Source organism: Cutibacterium modestum, from assembly GCF_008326345.1.
GTDB classification, from domain to species: Bacteria; Actinomycetota; Actinomycetes; order Propionibacteriales; family Propionibacteriaceae; genus Cutibacterium; species Cutibacterium modestum.
On the sequence record NZ_BJEN01000003.1, the window covers coordinates 327,091 to 342,316 of the forward strand.

General features: G+C 60.9%; 11 protein-coding genes, 4 tRNA genes and 2 pseudogenes. 11 read left to right on the forward strand and 6 right to left on the reverse strand.

What is annotated here, in order from left to right; all coding sequences use genetic code 11:
- Positions 1-23: 23 nt before the first annotated feature.
- From F1563_RS09800 to F1563_RS09835, 7 genes and pseudogenes are all read left to right on the forward strand, one after another.
- A complete protein-coding gene (locus F1563_RS09800; protein WP_002527948.1) occupies positions 24-1,367 on the forward strand; it encodes a dipeptidase in 1,344 nt (447 codons plus the stop codon).
- Positions 1,368-1,551: 184 nt separating this feature from the next.
- Entirely contained in the window at positions 1,552-2,802 is a 1,251-nt protein-coding gene (locus F1563_RS09805; protein ID WP_002527947.1) for an MFS transporter, read from the forward strand.
- 125 nt (positions 2,803-2,927) lie between these two features.
- Positions 2,928-4,406: an amidophosphoribosyltransferase gene (purF, locus tag F1563_RS09810; RefSeq protein WP_002527946.1), complete on the forward strand. Its 1,479-nt coding sequence runs from the start codon at positions 2,928-2,930 to the stop codon at positions 4,404-4,406.
- A complete protein-coding gene (gene purM, locus F1563_RS09815) occupies positions 4,403-5,470 on the forward strand; it encodes a phosphoribosylformylglycinamidine cyclo-ligase (RefSeq protein WP_002527945.1) in 1,068 nt (355 codons plus the stop codon). Before purF ends, purM begins: the two co-directional genes overlap by 4 nt.
- Positions 5,471-5,605: 135 nt before the next feature.
- The gene (locus F1563_RS09820; protein ID WP_002527944.1) at positions 5,606-5,809 is read left to right on the forward strand and encodes a DUF3073 domain-containing protein; all 204 of its coding nucleotides are present in this window, start codon (positions 5,606-5,608) and stop codon (positions 5,807-5,809) included.
- 15 nt (positions 5,810-5,824) lie between these two features.
- Complete coding sequence (locus F1563_RS09825; protein ID WP_002527943.1) at positions 5,825-6,781, forward strand: alpha/beta hydrolase; 957 nt, start codon at positions 5,825-5,827, stop codon at positions 6,779-6,781.
- A 171-nt stretch (positions 6,782-6,952) separates the two neighbouring features.
- Positions 6,953-7,248, forward strand: a pseudogene (locus tag F1563_RS09835) (carbohydrate ABC transporter substrate-binding protein); the annotation flags it as partial.
- A 202-nt stretch (positions 7,249-7,450) separates the two neighbouring features.
- Here F1563_RS09835 and F1563_RS09840 read toward each other — a convergent pair.
- The 4 genes from F1563_RS09840 to F1563_RS09865 all read right to left on the reverse strand — a co-directional run bounded on the left by F1563_RS09840 (position 7,451) and on the right by F1563_RS09865 (position 9,592).
- Positions 7,451-7,524: transfer RNA gene (locus F1563_RS09840), tRNA-Phe, on the reverse strand.
- Between the two features lie 61 nt (positions 7,525-7,585).
- Positions 7,586-7,659 (reverse strand) — tRNA-Asp (locus tag F1563_RS09845).
- 526 nt (positions 7,660-8,185) lie between these two features.
- A tRNA-Glu gene (locus F1563_RS09855) sits at positions 8,186-8,258 on the reverse strand.
- Between the two features lie 191 nt (positions 8,259-8,449).
- Positions 8,450-9,592 carry a C40 family peptidase gene (locus F1563_RS09865; RefSeq protein ID WP_002527939.1) on the reverse strand — a complete coding sequence of 381 codons (1,143 nt, stop codon included), beginning with the start codon at positions 9,590-9,592 and terminating at the stop codon, positions 8,450-8,452.
- 480 nt (positions 9,593-10,072) lie between these two features.
- On the opposite strand from F1563_RS09865, the gene F1563_RS09875 reads away from it, so the two are divergent.
- Positions 10,073-10,146, forward strand: a tRNA-Lys gene (locus F1563_RS09875).
- A 149-nt stretch (positions 10,147-10,295) separates the two neighbouring features.
- Positions 10,296-11,075: an HAD-IIA family hydrolase gene (locus tag F1563_RS09880; protein WP_002527937.1), complete on the forward strand. Its 780-nt coding sequence runs from the start codon at positions 10,296-10,298 to the stop codon at positions 11,073-11,075.
- 73 nt (positions 11,076-11,148) lie between these two features.
- Here F1563_RS09880 and F1563_RS09885 read toward each other — a convergent pair.
- Together F1563_RS09885 and F1563_RS09890 are read right to left on the reverse strand one after the other, a co-directional pair.
- Positions 11,149-12,467 (reverse strand): annotated as a pseudogene (locus tag F1563_RS09885) (patatin-like phospholipase family protein).
- Between the two features lie 32 nt (positions 12,468-12,499).
- Positions 12,500-13,465, reverse strand: coding sequence for an L-lactate dehydrogenase (locus F1563_RS09890; protein WP_002527934.1), 966 nt, complete (start codon positions 13,463-13,465; stop codon positions 12,500-12,502).
- Between the two features lie 229 nt (positions 13,466-13,694).
- Here F1563_RS09890 and F1563_RS09895 point away from each other — a divergent pair, with 229 nt between their 5' ends.
- Positions 13,695-14,630 (forward strand): cation diffusion facilitator family transporter, encoded by a 936-nt coding sequence (locus F1563_RS09895; protein ID WP_002533849.1) that lies wholly within the window; start codon positions 13,695-13,697, stop codon positions 14,628-14,630.
- Between the two features lie 85 nt (positions 14,631-14,715).
- Positions 14,716-15,174 (forward strand): deoxycytidylate deaminase, encoded by a 459-nt coding sequence (locus F1563_RS09900; protein ID WP_002527932.1) that lies wholly within the window; start codon positions 14,716-14,718, stop codon positions 15,172-15,174.
- The last annotated feature ends 52 nt before the right edge of the window (positions 15,175-15,226 follow it).

The following is a 15,226-nucleotide window of genomic DNA, read 5'->3' on the forward strand; positions in this document are numbered from 1 at the left end:
GTCAACGGCTCTAGACTTTGACCATGGATCTTTCTCATGCTCTCAAGGACCTGTCTGCCAAGGTTGATTCCGGTTTCGACGATGCTGTTGAGCAACTTACCCGTCACGTGGCAGTCCGGTCGGTCAGTTCTCAACGGCCCGACGATGTGAGGTCCGGAGCCGAGTTCGTTGCGGCCGCGGCCAAGGAAGCCGGTGCCGCCGACGTCACCGTTGTCACCGAGAACGATGGCCTGCCGGCCGTCATCGCTCACTGGCCGGCGCCTGAAGGCAAGCCTACCGTTCTGCTGTACTCCCATGGTGACGTTCAACCCACCGGTAACCTCGACGAGTGGCACACCGAGCCCTTCGTCGCCACCACGAAGGGTGAGCGGCTGTATGGCCGTGGCACCGCTGACGATAAGGGCGGCGTCGCGGCCCATCTGGCCGCCATTCGTGCCCTCGACGGTAAACCCCCGGTCGGCGTCACCCTTTTCGTTGAGGGCGAGGAAGAGATCGGCTCGTCGTCCATGGAGGCCATCATCGCCAAGCACAAGGACGAGCTGGCCGCCGACGTCATCGTCGTCGCCGACTCGGTCAACTGGGAGCAGGGCGTTCCATCCGTTACGACCACCCTGCGCGGTGTCGTCGACTGCGTGGTCGAGGTTTCCACCCTCGACCACGCCCTGCATTCCGGCCAGTTCGGCGGCATCGTTCCCGACGCTTTGACTACTCTGTGCCGCCTCATCGCAACCCTGCACGATGAGTCCGGTGAGGTCACCGTTGACGGATTGCAGGGATTCGCGGGTCCCGAACTGGACTATCCGGAGGATCGTCTGCGTGAGGAGACCGGTGTCCTCGACGGTGTTCAATGGGTCGGGCAGGGACGCGCTGTTGAGAAGATGTGGACCAAACCGTCGGTGACCGTCATCGCCATTGATGCCACTCCAGTCGCGGATGCCATCAACATCCTTCCCGCCAGCGCCAGAGCCAAGATCAGTTTGCGTGTTGCTCCCGGTCAGGACGCTGGTGAGGCCATGGAAGCCCTCGTCAGGCACTTAGAGTCTCATATCGAGTTTGGCGCTCACATCAAGGTGACTCGTGGCCAGTTGGGGCAGCCGGGAGTCGTCCCCTTTACTGGCGATAAGGCCGACGTTGCCAAGGAGGCCTTCAGGCTGGCGTGGGGCCAGGAACCCGTCGAGATGGGCACCGGTGGCGCTATCCCGCTGGTGACCGACTTGCAGCATGCCTTCCCATCGGCGACGGTGTTGGTGACTGCCGTCACGGACCCGGATTCGCGTATGCACGGCATCGACGAGTCCCTGCACCTGGGTGATTTCCGTCGGGCGATTCTCACCGAGGCCCTCATTCTCGCCGGTCTGGCCGAGTGAGTAGCGAATTCCACTGCACGGTGTTCCCGCGTACAATGACCCTGCCGTCGGCTGAGCCGGCAGGCAGGGCCTGGGACGTCCGGCGGGGGAATTGCCCCGTTTGCGTGACGATCACTGGGATTCGCGTCAGAAGGGTGGGCAGGCGCGGACAGCACGTTGTCCCCGTCATCGAGAGGTCTGTCTCATGCCCTCCGGTTCCGTGAGCTACCGAACCCTGTTCTCGCTGCCTGGCGGGACGTTCGTCACCGTCTCTGCCTTGGCTCGTCTGCCTCTAGCTATGAGCCAATTGGGTACGCTGTTGCTGGTGTCCAGCCCGCAGGTATCGGGACGGTTAGCCCCCGGGGGGTTGGCAGCCGGTATGGTCGCCTTGGCTATCGCGATTGGTTCTCCGCTTTTTGGTGCTCTGACGGACCGTCATGGTCAGCGAATAGTGCTGCTTGTGCAGTCCCTTGTCGGTGGCGCAGCCCTTATCGCTGAGGGACTGGCTGCGACAATGGGTGCTGCGTGGCCAGTGGTGGCCGCGATTGGTGGTTTAGCGGGGTTTTTTCTGCCGCAGATCGGCACGATGGCCAGGGTTCGCTGGCGTGCCATGAGTGCAGCGAATCCCACGATGGGGGCAGGGATTCTCGAAACGTCTTTTGCCTGGGAGGGCGCCATTGACGAAGCCTCCTTCGCTCTCGGCCCGGCTGCAATCGGTGTCCTCGCTGTGCTGGCTGGACCGGTTCCGGGGCTTCTCGTAGCCGGTGCCATGCTGTTGGTGTTGGGGAGTTGGTTTGCCCTGGACCCGACGTCAAAGCTGGTACCTGGGCACCATCTAGCCGATGATTCTGGGCAACTTGGGGGGTCGCGGCAGGATCACCATGCCCCCGGCCCGCTGTTCACCGCTGGTGTTGTGGCCACCAACGTCGGCATGGTCTTTATGGGCATAGTGTTCGGCTCGGTGCAGACCGGAACGACCAGCCTTGCCACACAGGCGGGACGTCCTGGTCTGGCAGGGATATTCCACGCCCTCCTCTCGGTGGGCAGCGCTGTTGCCGGGCTGGCCCTGCCAAGGCTGGCTCATCGTCTGGATCTTGCGGCCAGGTGGCGTCTCTTCGCTGCTGGACTGGCGGTCTTTGCAGCTCCCCTGCTGCTGATAGGCCACCTTGGGCCGCTGGTGCCGGTCCTCATCATCCTTGGCATGGCGGCGGCCCCGTATATGATCACCTTGTTTAGTGTGGCGGAGAGTTCAGCGTCGGCGGGGCGAATCGGGACGGTTATGACCTTGCTTGCGGCGATGAACAGTCTGGGCTACGCCTTTGGGACGACCCTGGCCGGGCGTCTCGCTGACTGGGGCGGGCCGACTCCCGCCTATGGGGTGACGGTGGGAGTCGGTGTGGCGGCGACCCTGTTGGCCCTTCCGGTGGCGCGGAGGGTGGCCCCGGTCAGGGCCTGACGATGTGCTGACGCAACTGGAATCCAGGACGGGTCTTGAAAATCCGTTTCCCCATTTCCCAACTCGTCCGCACAATCTCTGAACCCCGGTCCTGGGGTGCGACCGATCTGCGGTAGTGTGTTTATGTGCCGCGCGCAGACGGAAGGCTTACCGCAGACCTCAACCCTCAGGACCACGGACCCCAGGATGCCTGTGGCGTCATCGGGATCTATGCCCCCGGTGAGGAGGTCTCCAAACTCACCTACTTCGGCATGTATGCCCTGCAACACCGTGGCCAGGAATCAGCTGGCATGGCGGTGTCAGACGGTCGCCGAATGATGGTTTTCAAGGACATGGGGCTAGTGTCTCAGGTCTTCGACGAAGTCACCCTCAACTCTCTCCAAGGACATATGGCCGTCGGCCACACCCGCTATTCAACAACTGGCGCGAGTATCTGGGACAACGCCCAGCCGACGTTCAGGTCGCGTCAAGGTGGTGGCGGACTGGCCCTTGCCCACAACGGTAACCTCACCAACACCGATGCCCTCGTTGCTCAGCGCGCCCCGGATACCGAGGTTCCCCACAAGGACCGCATGGACTCCAGCAACGACACCTCGCTGATAACCGCCCTCATGACGACCTATGACGGCACCCTTGAGGAGGTCGCCACCCAGGTTTTGCCCCACCTCCAGGGTGCCTTCAGCCTCGTCTTCATGGATGACCACACCCTGTGCGCTGCTCGCGACCCGCAAGGCATCCGACCGCTGGTGCTCGGGCGCCTGTCTAGTGGCTGGGTGGTTGCCTCTGAAACTGCGGCCATCGACATCGTCGGGGGCACCTTCGTCCGTGAGATCGAACCTGGCGAAATGATCGCCATCGACGCCGCTGGGTTGCGTACCAGCCGTTTTGCCGAGGCCCACCCCAAAGGTTGCATCTTCGAGTACGTTTACCTGGCTCGCCCGGACACCGTCATCGCCGGACGACGGATCCACAACGTTCGCGTCAAGATCGGCAAAATCCTGGCCCAGGAACATCCTGCCGACGCCGACCTCGTCATCCCAGTGCCAGAGTCTGGCACCCCGGCAGCTATTGGCTATGCCGACGAGTCTGGTATTCCCTACGGCCTGGGTCTGGTCAAGAACTCATACGTGGGTCGGACCTTCATCCAGCCCTCCCAGACCCTGCGCAATCTGGGTATTCGGCTCAAGCTTAATCCGCTGCGTGACGTCATCGAGGGCCGACGCATCGTCGCGGTCGATGATTCCATCGTGCGCGGCAATACCCAGCGTCAGCTTGTCCGAATGCTGCGTGAGGCTGGTGCGGCCGAGGTGCACGTGCGCATCTCTTCTCCACCGGTGCAGTGGCCCTGCTTCTACGGCATCGACTTCGCCACCCGCGCTCAGCTCATCGCCCCGGGCCTCGACGTCGAGGACATCTGCCGATCTATTGGCGCTGACTCGCTCGGTTACGTCAGCCTTGACGGCCTCGTCCGTGCCACCCATGTAGACACCGACAGCCTTTGTCGAGCCTGCTTTGACGGCGTCTATCCTGTGCAAGTGCCTGTCTCTGCGCGGGCCGTGCTAGCTGACGCCACCCACACCGACCCTAACCAGGAGCAGCAGTGAGCAATGAGTCCGCCTACGCCCGCGCCGGAGTCGACATTGAGGCTGGTGAGCGCGCCGTCGACCTCATGAAGGCCCACGTGGCCGCTACCCGTCGCCCGGAGGTCCTCGGTGGCCTGGGCGGCTTCGCTGGTTTTTTCGACGCCTCCGCCCTGGGTAAGTACCATCACCCGGTGCTGGCCACCTCGACTGATGGGGTTGGCACCAAGGTGGCGATCGCCCAAGCTATGGACGTCCACGACACCATCGGTTTTGATCTTGTCGGCATGCTCGTCGACGACCTCGTCGTGGTGGGCGCCGAGCCGTGGTTCGTCACCGACTACATCGCATGCGGTCACGTCGACCCTGACCGGATTGCCAATGTCGTCAAGGGCATTGCCGCAGCCTGTGCGAAAGCTGGCTGTTCCCTGTTGGGCGGAGAGACGGCTGAGCATCCGGGCCTGCTGGCCGGCGACGAGTACGATGTTGCCGGCGCTACGACGGGTGCCGTCGAGTACGACGACATCCTTGGTCCTCAGCGAGTGCAGGAGGGTGACGCCCTGCTAGCGGTGGCTTCTTCGGGGTTGCACTCTAATGGTTACTCGTTAGTCCGCAAGGTGCTGCTGGCTGACTCTGGCTGGGCTTTGGACCGTCATGTCGATGAGTTAGGCCGCACCCTTGGTGAAGAGCTGCTGGAGCCGACGACGGTTTATGCTGCTGATCTGCTGGCTCTCATCCGCCAGGTCGAGGTGCACGCCATGAGTCACGTCACCGGCGGGGGACTAGCTAACAACCTGACTCGGGTCCTCCCCGACGACGTCGTTGCCACCGTCGACCGGTCCACGTGGACGCCCGCTCCGATCTTCGGTCTCGTCCAGCAGGTGGGCAACATTTCCCAGCCTGACATCGAGGCGACCCTCAACATGGGAGTCGGGATGGTCGTCGTCATGCCCGACGCGAACATCTCCACAGCTATCGATCTGCTTGCTGAGCGTGGTCTTTCCGCTTGGCAGTGCGGTCATGTTTCCCATCGTGACGCGACGAAAAAGCCGGGGGCAGCGCTGGTCTCAAGCCATCCTCGCCATTAGGCAGTTCCTCCCGGAAACACAACTTGCGGTGGCCCGCTTTGGTACGTGGGTCATCGCTCGGGTAGCCTGTGCTCCACGACAGTTGATGATTTTGGGCGGCAATGCCGCTATTGAGAAGCGAGGGGGTCGACCCACATGGGGCGCGGCCGTGCAAAGGCGAAACAGACCAAGGTTGCCCGCGATTTGAAGTATCGCTCGGTGAACATGGATCTCGAGTCACTGGAGCGAGAGCTGAGAGGCGACAACCATCAGCAGGAGGATCCTCATGACGAGGACGGCCTGTCAGATGAGTACGCAGATTTGGCTGAAAAGTACGCCCACTACGGCGAGGACGACTGAGCCGGTAATGCGGCCATGAAGTGGCTCAACGACCCCCTGCTCGACGGGTTCGAATATGCCCGCATCGGTCTCCCACATGCAGCCAAAGCTGTTGGAGATCCCGACGGGCTTCTGACTGCGAGCGTGGTGCGTCGTCGTGAGCCACGTCATGGTCGTGCCATGCTCTACGTCCACGGCTGGTCGGACTGCTTCTACCAGGCTCACCTAGCTGAGGCGGTGGAGAGTTGGGGATACGACTTCCTCGGGCTCGACCTGCGTCGGTACGGGCGAAATCTCGTTCCCGGTCAGATGGCCGGCTGGGTTCGTGACCTGGCCGAATATGATGAGGAAATCAGCGCTGCGGTGTCACTGCTGCGTGCGGATCACAATTCGGTGACGATCATGGGCCACTCCACAGGGGGGCTCATTGTCCCGTTGTGGGTGTCACGTCATCCAGGCCGGGTTGACGGGGTTATTCTCAACTCACCGTGGATCGACCTCCAGGGGTCGTTCTTGACCCGAGCCTTAGCCGGGCCACTGGCTCGGTCAGTCCGTGTCGCAGAACCGACGACCGTGCTGCCTATTCCGTCTCGGGACAATTTCGGTCGCTCAATCCGCCGTGAGTTTGACGGGGAATGGGACGTCCCGGAGGTGAAGGACCCGTCATGGGCCCCTTTCGCTACCCGTGCTGGATGGCTGGCAGCTATCCTCGATGGTCATCAGAAGGTGGCTCAGGGGCTGCACATTGACGTCCCAGTGTTGGTGCTTATATCCGCTCGCAGTGACCTTTCAGCGACGTGGAAGCCGTCGATGAAGGCTGCTGATACCGTCCTCAACGTCGACCGGCTGGCACGTGCATCAGTCAACCTTGGCCGCCATCTCACGCTGGTCCGTGTCCGGGGTGGACTCCACGACTTGGTGCTCTCCGCTCCGGCAGTTCGGGCCAATGTTTTCGCTGAAATGGAGCGCTGGGTTGGCGCTTATCTGGCGTAATGACTCACATCTGACACGCTTTGGACGTCGTTAATATTTTGTGACACATTTCCTGTGCTGGGCACCGCCGTCCAGTACAGGTCGACTTTGCGGCATGAGCGCCCGGAGACGGCGGTCTGACCGAACCACACGGAGGTTTGGAATGTACGCCAAGAAGATCTCAGCCCTTGCGGCGGCATCAAGGAGCTTGGTGGTGAGTCGGTCTTCCCGAAGGCCCTCGTCGACCCGCTCACGGTCGATGGCCATATCTACTTGTTGGTTGACATCTGCCGCGTCACCGTGACGTGGGCCAATTCAGCTCGCCTCAGGAGGGCCGGCGTCACTAAGACCCCGACCGACATCAAGGGCTGGATGGCCAACGTGGAGAGGGCCAAGGTGCGGGTGTCGCCACCCCGTTGTCAATCGGTGGTGTCCGGGCCCAGACCGAGCTCTTTGAGTCTCTTGTGGCTGCTGATTTGGGTGCTGACAAAACAACGGGCCTGTCACCATCGGCCTTAACGCTCTGGTTTCTGGACAGAACCCGAATTATCCGCAGATCATGAACGAGGAAGGCGCCCGCGATTGTTGGTGCTCTTCCGCTACGCCAGGATCGGCGTAGGTTGGTGTGTTCCGGCCTAAGCACGCCTCTCGGGGGGCTGAACTTCGAAGTGACGGAACCATTCCGCGAGGTGGCCGGGACCGGGATCGAACCGGTGACCTTTCACTTTTCAGGCGAACGCTACTACCAACTGAGCTACCCGGCCATCGTGTTCACGCAAAGGTCTCATGAACACGAAAGCGGTGATGTATTCATCACCGCTTCAGCGACCCCGATGGGACTTGAACCCACGACCTCCGCCGTGACAGGGCGGCGCGCTAACCAACTGCGCCACGGGGCCTTAGCTCTTTCAAGCCTGACCGCTGCTTGAAGCAGCTCGAAAAATATAGCAAGGATCTGACCCTGAAGGGAAATTGAGGCTTGCGAGTCGTCCTAAAGTGGCTGTGACTAGGGGTTTTGTATGGACTGGTGGTGCTGCTTTGTGGGGGTGGAAATTCGCGATAAGCGAACATGGCGAGAAGTCTTCGATCACGGGCTGGATGTGTGTGGAGGTGGAAGGGCAGAGGCAGCTTGGCGTTAAGCGGTTTCCTGAAGCACTTCAGGGTTTACTGTCCGTTCCTGCCAAAAGTAGCCCGAATCGGGCAGTGCCAACGTCGTATGGGCATTTCTGCAGGAACGGACGAACTGATGGCCGCTGCGGTTGACCGGCTGTGGGTGTTGATGACGCTCTCGGACTGATGTGCGCACTTTCACCGCGTCGGTCACATGACTTCGGGGATAAGGTGTGAATGGGCTTGGGCTGGCTGACAAACCAGCCAGCCCACACATGAGAAGGTCCTGCATCGGTGTCGATGCAGGACCTTGAGTATCCCGGACGGGATTCGAACCCGCGTTGCCGCCTTGAAAGGGCGGTGTCCTAGGCCTCTGGACGACCGGGACTCGGCGGTTGCTCATCAATGCAAGGGCAACTGCCGAACTAGGCCATCATATCCAGGTCGTATCACTGGCGAGAAATCGTCCGCCCAGAGTTACTGTTGACCATTGCGGCGGACGAGCATGTACCAGTGTGCCCACGGCTCGCAACATGGCAGACGCCGGCAACCTTTGGAGGCTGCCGGCGTCGCGCTAGTTCAGTTTAGGAGGTCTGAATTGATGCGAACTGGGTACATTGAGGAGCGGATGGGGCTCAGCCGCACTCCGGCGCGAGGGTTCGCTGCTTCCACCATCTGCCCGTCGCCAGTGTAGATGCTGACGTGACCGCCACCTGAGGCGGCGAAAAGGTCCCCAGGTCGGATCTGGTCGAGGGAAATTCGGTGGCCACGCTGGATCTGTGACCCCGAGTAGTGAGGCAGGTCGATTCCGGCCTGCTGGTAAGCCTTCATCACTAGACCGGAGCAGTCAAAGCTGTTGGGGCCCTCGCCCCCCCAAGTGTAGGCCTTGCCTGCCTGTGCCATGGCGTAGTTGACAATGGCAGCCCGAGCACTATTGATCGGTGTTGGGGCAGGTTTGTTGTTGGTGGTGGTGAGGTAGCGGGTGGAGGCCCATAGGGTGCGGCTGTGGTAGGTGATTTGGGTCCATTCGGAGGTGGTGCGTCCGGTGGTTGTTAGGGCGGTGCCTTTTGCTACTGAGGTGTATATGGGGGCGCTCATGGAGGCGCTGTTTCGTAGGTTGAGGTTTGCTGTGGTGTAGACCGTTTTGGCTGGTTTGGGGGCTGGCGCCGGTTTTGGAGCAGGCTTGGCCGGGGTGGCGCTCAGGTAGCGGGAACCAACCCAACGGTGAACCCCGTTATAGATGACCTCGCTAAACCCCTGCGAAGAGCGTCCGGTCAGGCCGACCCTCTCACCGGGGGAGAGCAGACCCACCTTGGCGGACCGTATAGAATGCCCCGCGCGGACGTTGACGTAGGTGGTTGCTTGGGCAAATCCGACCGGAGAGCTGGAGGCGGAGGGGTTGGAGGAAGATGGGCGCCAAGCAACTGACGACAGGTAGTGGTGGTCGATGAAAGCGGTATGGCCACGGTAAGCGACCGGAACCCAGCCATTGATGGGTGCGCCGGTTTGATTGAGTTGCTGGCCCTTCTCGAGCACGCCCAAGATTTTTCCTTTCATGCCCGCCTGGGCTCTAATGTTAACGGCGGTGCGAGCGGACACGCGGGCCTTGACTGCGGTGTTGGAGGCTTGGGCTTGGGGGACGAACAACTGACTGCCGCCGATTGCGAGACCAGCGGTGGCTAGGGTTGCAACCCCGGCCCGGAGCGGGTGCACTACACCCATGGGACTGACTCCTTCCGGCGTGTGGACCCGCCTTCATTCGAGTCGCTCCTGGCTCTTCCCCGGATCCGTCCACCGATCCAACCAGGAACACCTCGCGTGACAAGAGCAATTCAAGTTGTCAAAACCGTTTTCGTCTACTTGCTCCAAAGAGTTTTTTGTCACCCGCAAGGCGACACGCCGTGAAATGGCTGAGAATCTCAAAGATGTTGTTTGGAGTCCGCTGATGACTCTGAGGGGCCCCTAATCGGCGTTGACTAGGGGTGATGCCGCGCATGGTGCAGGTGATCGTCTCGATTGCCGCCGTTGCCAAGGCGAGTCTGAAAATCTCATGGCAACTCTGAAGTACGGGTTGACGCTTATGAGTAGGTATTTTCACGTCACGCGCTGAGTAACCGAGATTCCTGCGGCGAGTGACCGGGAATCGATGACTGGATGCGTGGTCGCTTCGCATGCTGGCGAAACCATCGCTACACTAGGGGGGCCCCCGTAGCTCAGTTGGTTAGAGCAGCGGACTTTTAATCCGCGGGTCCTGGGTTCGAGTCCCAGTGGGGGCACCTCATCGTCATAGCCCGTCGAAGCCGTAGAACAGACGGCAGGGGAGAAGCAGCGTGAATCGTGCGCACTCCTGGCGTCCAGGTGGTCATAGGTTCCGTTTGGGGTGCATCCTTCATGTGCATGCCCGCCTATCGATAGGCTTAGAGTCATGAGAGATCCCGCAGACATCGAGTGCTGGCTGACCGACATGGACGGTGTGCTCGTCCACGAGAACCATGAGGTGCCTGGCGCCAGCGATCTCATCAATCGTTGGGTCGACACCTCGAAGCGATTCCTAGTGTTGACCAACAACTCGATCTTCACCCCGCGTGACCTGGCTGCCCGGATGCAGGTGTCGGGTTTGACGGTGCCGGAGGATAATATCTGGACCTCCGCCCTGGCTACCGCCCATTTTCTAGCCGACCAGCAGCCTGGAGCTCGCCTTTACGTCATTGGTGAGGCCGGCCTGACGACGGCCCTGCACGAGGCAGGATTCATCCTCACCGACACCGAGCCCGATTACGTCGTCCTCGGGGAGACTCGTACCTACTCGTTCGAGGCCATTACCCGGGCCGTCAGATTCATCGTCGACGGTGCCAGGTTCATCTGCACCAACCCCGATGCGACTGGTCCCAGTAAGGACGGGCCGTTGCCCGCCACCGGCGCCGTCGCCGCGATGATCGAGGCTGCCTCGAAGCACAAGCCCTACATCGTCGGAAAGCCGAATCCGATGATGTTCCGCTCAGCTTTGAATCGCATCGAGGCCCACTCTGAGACCACCGCCATGATCGGTGATCGGATGGATACCGACATGGTTGCTGGTATGGAGGCTGGGCTGCTGACCGTCCTGGTACTCTCGGGCATCACCAAACGTGAGGACGTCGAGCAGTACCCCTACCGTCCCAACATCATTCTTGATTCGGTTGCCGATCTCAACGAGCTCATCTGAGACATTTACGACACGATGGTGGCGAGCCTCGTTCGCCACCATCGTGCCGTAGGCGGAGACTTCCAGAATGGTCTTACGTCTGCCAGGGGATGACGACATCCTCGGGGGCTTGCGGATGGCCGTGTCCTTCGAGAATCCGCCCCCACGTCTCGACCCCGTCAGGAGCTAGATCGAGCGGTAGTCGGGCCGCAACGTCGCGTAAATGGTCCTTGACGTGCTGCATCTCGTTCATGTCGTGACGGGAGGCTTCTTCCTTAAGCCAGGCTTGTTCGAGCTCCCAGCCGCGCACCCGAGTACGTACCGCATCCTTGACGAGCTCGTGATCGTCAAACCCCGACTTGACGTGTCTCTCCGCCGAGCACATCCAGCCGTAATCACGGTTGATGCGTAGCAGGCCAGGATCGACTGTCATGGAGTCATGCACGGAAATCTCGGGGCCGATGACGACGGCCCCAGCATTGAGAGCATAAGCCACCTCGTCCCGTTCGGTCTCGTCGGTTAGGATCGACACCGACCTCATTACTAGATCGAGCATGTTGCGGGAGCCGAAATCGGACTCTCGTGCGGCTCCTCGTGGCGAACACGTGATGACGTAGGGGTTTGTGACGCCGAGATGCCCGATAGCCATCTCGGCCGGCACATTTTCCCGCAGTCCACCGTCGACGTAGTGCTCTCCGTCGAGGTAAACAGGACGGAATACCCCGGGAATGGAACAGGAGGCGAGCACCCCGCGAGAGACATCAAAGGTTGAGGAGCCGATGGGGTTATTGTCGCGATCGCCGAAATATCGCCACCGTCGAGGCTCAATCGGGACAGGGCTGACAGCAGCTGCAGGACGACACCTGGGGTCCAGGAATCACACGCAACGGGGTCGTCACGAGTGGCCATTTCCAAGGTCGACGCCTGACCGGTGAGGCGGTCGTCGTCACGGCCAGCGATAGGTTCTGCTGGATCGGGGACTTTCGTCTGTTCGGGGCCGCGATGGAATGGCAAGCTCATCCAGGGACGCTGGCTCTTGGCTCTAGCGGCTTCTCGGTTGAGCAAGGACATCCATTCCGGACCCTTCTCGAGCAACCGGGAAAACCATGTCCGCGGCGTGAACATGTCGGACTTATCGGTCATTCCGAGCCACATCGTCTCCAGCTGGCGCAGTGCCGCCGATTGCTTGGCTGGATCGGTCCATTGGGACAGAGCGCAGGCCACAATCGACCCAGCTGAAGTGGCTACCACCGCGGTGGGGGCAATCCCGACGACGTCATAAAGGTGCCGCAGCGCCCCCATCTGGAAGGAGGTCCTCGACCCGCCCCCGGCAAGGACTAGACCCTGCTGGGGGGTTCGACTCCCGAGTCCGAATGCGAGGGTAGGGATACCGAGCCATGAGGGGAGTTCCATGACTCGATCCTACGGACTTCAGGAAAGGATGCTCAGGAGGCCGCCTCGACGGTCTCCTGGATGGCCTTGATGGTGGTGACCAGGTGAGCTTGCTCCCAGTCGTCCAGCGGCACCTCGAGGATGCGTTCGACGCCTTTAGCGCCGATAACGCACGGCACACCCATAGACACGTCACCGTCGTGGCCGTACTGGCCGTGCAGAGTGGTGCAAACCGGGTAGACGGCGTGCTCATTGAGGAGGATAGAGCGCGCAATGGTGATCGCCGACTGGCCGATGCCAGCGCTCGTCCAGCCCTTGAGGTTGAGCACGGCAGTACCGGCATCGTTAATACGCGTGGTCAGCTCGTCGCGGTCCATCGGATCGGCATCAAAGAGCTTAGCCAGGCTGTCAAAACCGACGCCGCCAACATTGACTCCGGTAAACATCGGGAATCCAGACGGCCCGTGCTCTCCGATCATGTAGCCGCGCACATAGTCTGGGTCGACGCCGAGATGGTCGGCGATTACACGACACATGCGGGCCGAATCAAGGATCGTTCCGGTGCCGAGCACCAAGCCCTGCGGGTGGTCAAACTCGGTGCTAGCGATGTGGACAAGGGCATCGAGAGGGTTGGAGCAGATGATGATAGCTGCGTCGTGGTTGCGGCTGGTGATCTCCGTCATGGTGGAGCGGATGATTTTGCTGTTAGTGGCAGCCAACTCACGCCGCGCAGCGCCGGTGGCTGGGCCTTTGGATGCGTCGATAGATGGCCCGGCAGTCAAAATGATGACGTCGGCGTCAGACAGGCTATCGTAGTCGCCGGCGTACACAGCGACACTGGTGACGTTGGGCAGTGCGGTAGCGTGATGCTGGTCGAGGGCCTGCCCGGCAGCCATCTTTTCATTGATGTCAATGACGCAAATCTCGCCGAAGAGGCCGCTCATCATGGCGTCGGAAAGCACGGCATCACCGACCCGGCCGACTCCGATAATCCCGAGCTTGTGTGGTTTGATGGGCATAAGAAACCTCCTGCAATCATCACGAAGTACTTGCTTGCATCCCTATCCTTCACCCAAGAGGTTTCAGTATCGTGACACCCCCTCCACCGTAGCTGCCGTGGCTATGGTGACGGCTGTCTCCCCCGCCCATCCACCATGCAGAGTTTGTCCAGGACGCACACGCTGCGTCCTAACAGGGCGCTCACCTGTCCTGTTTGGGGAGCACAGGTTGGGCTGGGACAATGCTCGGGTGACAACAATTCCCGACTTTCCCGCGGTCGCCTCGAGGCACCGACCTCCGGAGGACCTTAGCCGCTTTGCATGGCTGTCAATCACAGCGGCTACCGCGACAATCCTGCTAAAGACTCTCGCCTGGCGGATTACCGGATCGGTCGGATTGCTCTCGGACGCCGCTGAATCCCTCGTGAACCTCGTTGCAGCCATCATCGCCCTCGTCGCCCTCAAGGTGTCGATCCGACCTCCGGACAAGAACCATCATTTTGGTCATTCCAAGGCCGAATACTTTTCAGCCGGTGCTGAGGGCATGATGATCTTCATCGCTGCTGCGGTCATTGTGTACACCGCGATTCAGCGATTTCTCCATCCCCAGTCCATTGAGGACGTCGGTATCGGCCTGTTGGTCTCGGTGCTAGCCTCAATCATCAACGGAGCGGTCGCGTGGGTTCTGCTCAGGAATGGCCGCAACCGTCGATCGATGACCCTTATCGCCGACGGCAAGCATCTTCTCACCGATGTGTGGACTTCCGTCAGCGTTCTGGTAGGAGTGGGCCTGGTCTGGCTGACGGGGTGGCAGCGCCTCGACCCGATCGTTGCCCTCGCGGTGGGGATCAATATCCTCGTCACTGGGGCCAAACTCGTCGGACAGTCGAGTACTGCTTTGCTCGACGTTTCCTTACCCAAGGAGGATAACGCGGCTATCCGGGATTTCCTTGACGCCCACTCCAATGAGCACATTACGTTCCATGCGGTGCGCACCCGTGAAGCTGGATACCGACAATTTCTCGAGTTTCACATGCTCGTTCCAGGGTCTTGGACGGTCAAGCAAGGCCATGACACTATGGAAGACCTCATTGATGAAATTCTTAAAGAATGGCCCGAGATGAGGGTGAGCGGCCATTTGGAACCTATCGAGGACCCGCGTTCTTACGAGGATATGGACGTCTGACCCGGGTTATGGTCGGACATGGTGATTCAGTGAATGCGGCGCCTAGCGGGCGTGAACGCATGAAGCTGAGCGAGAGGAGTCCAAGATGGCCGAGGTGAACGGCAAGATCGTAACAGTGCCCGATTGGGACGAGTATTTCCTGGGTATAGCTGAGGCTGTCTCGGCGCGCGCTAAGTGCACTCGCCGTCGAGTGGGGGCTCTGCTCGTTCACGAGCATCGCATTATCGCTACGGGGTACAACGGCGCCGCTCCCGGCCGTCCGGACTGCTTAGAAGGAGCTTGCCCGCGCGGTCAACTGGGCTATGGCGAGGTGCCAGCATTTTCCGACTATGACGTGCCCGGTTCCCCCGGATTCTGCATAGCCATTCACGCCGAGGTGAACGCCCTGCTCTTCGCCACCCGAGATACTGCTGGATCGACGGCCTACGTGACCGATAAGCCGTGTTCTGGATGCCGCAAGGCACTGGCAGCAGCTGGCGTCGTGCGGGCAGTCTGGCCTGATGGTGAGCTTGGTGAAGACGATCTGGTCAACTGGGAGCTGTGAAAGGCTCACTAGCTGCACCGTCCTCGTCAGGAGGCGAGCCTATGAAGGCACA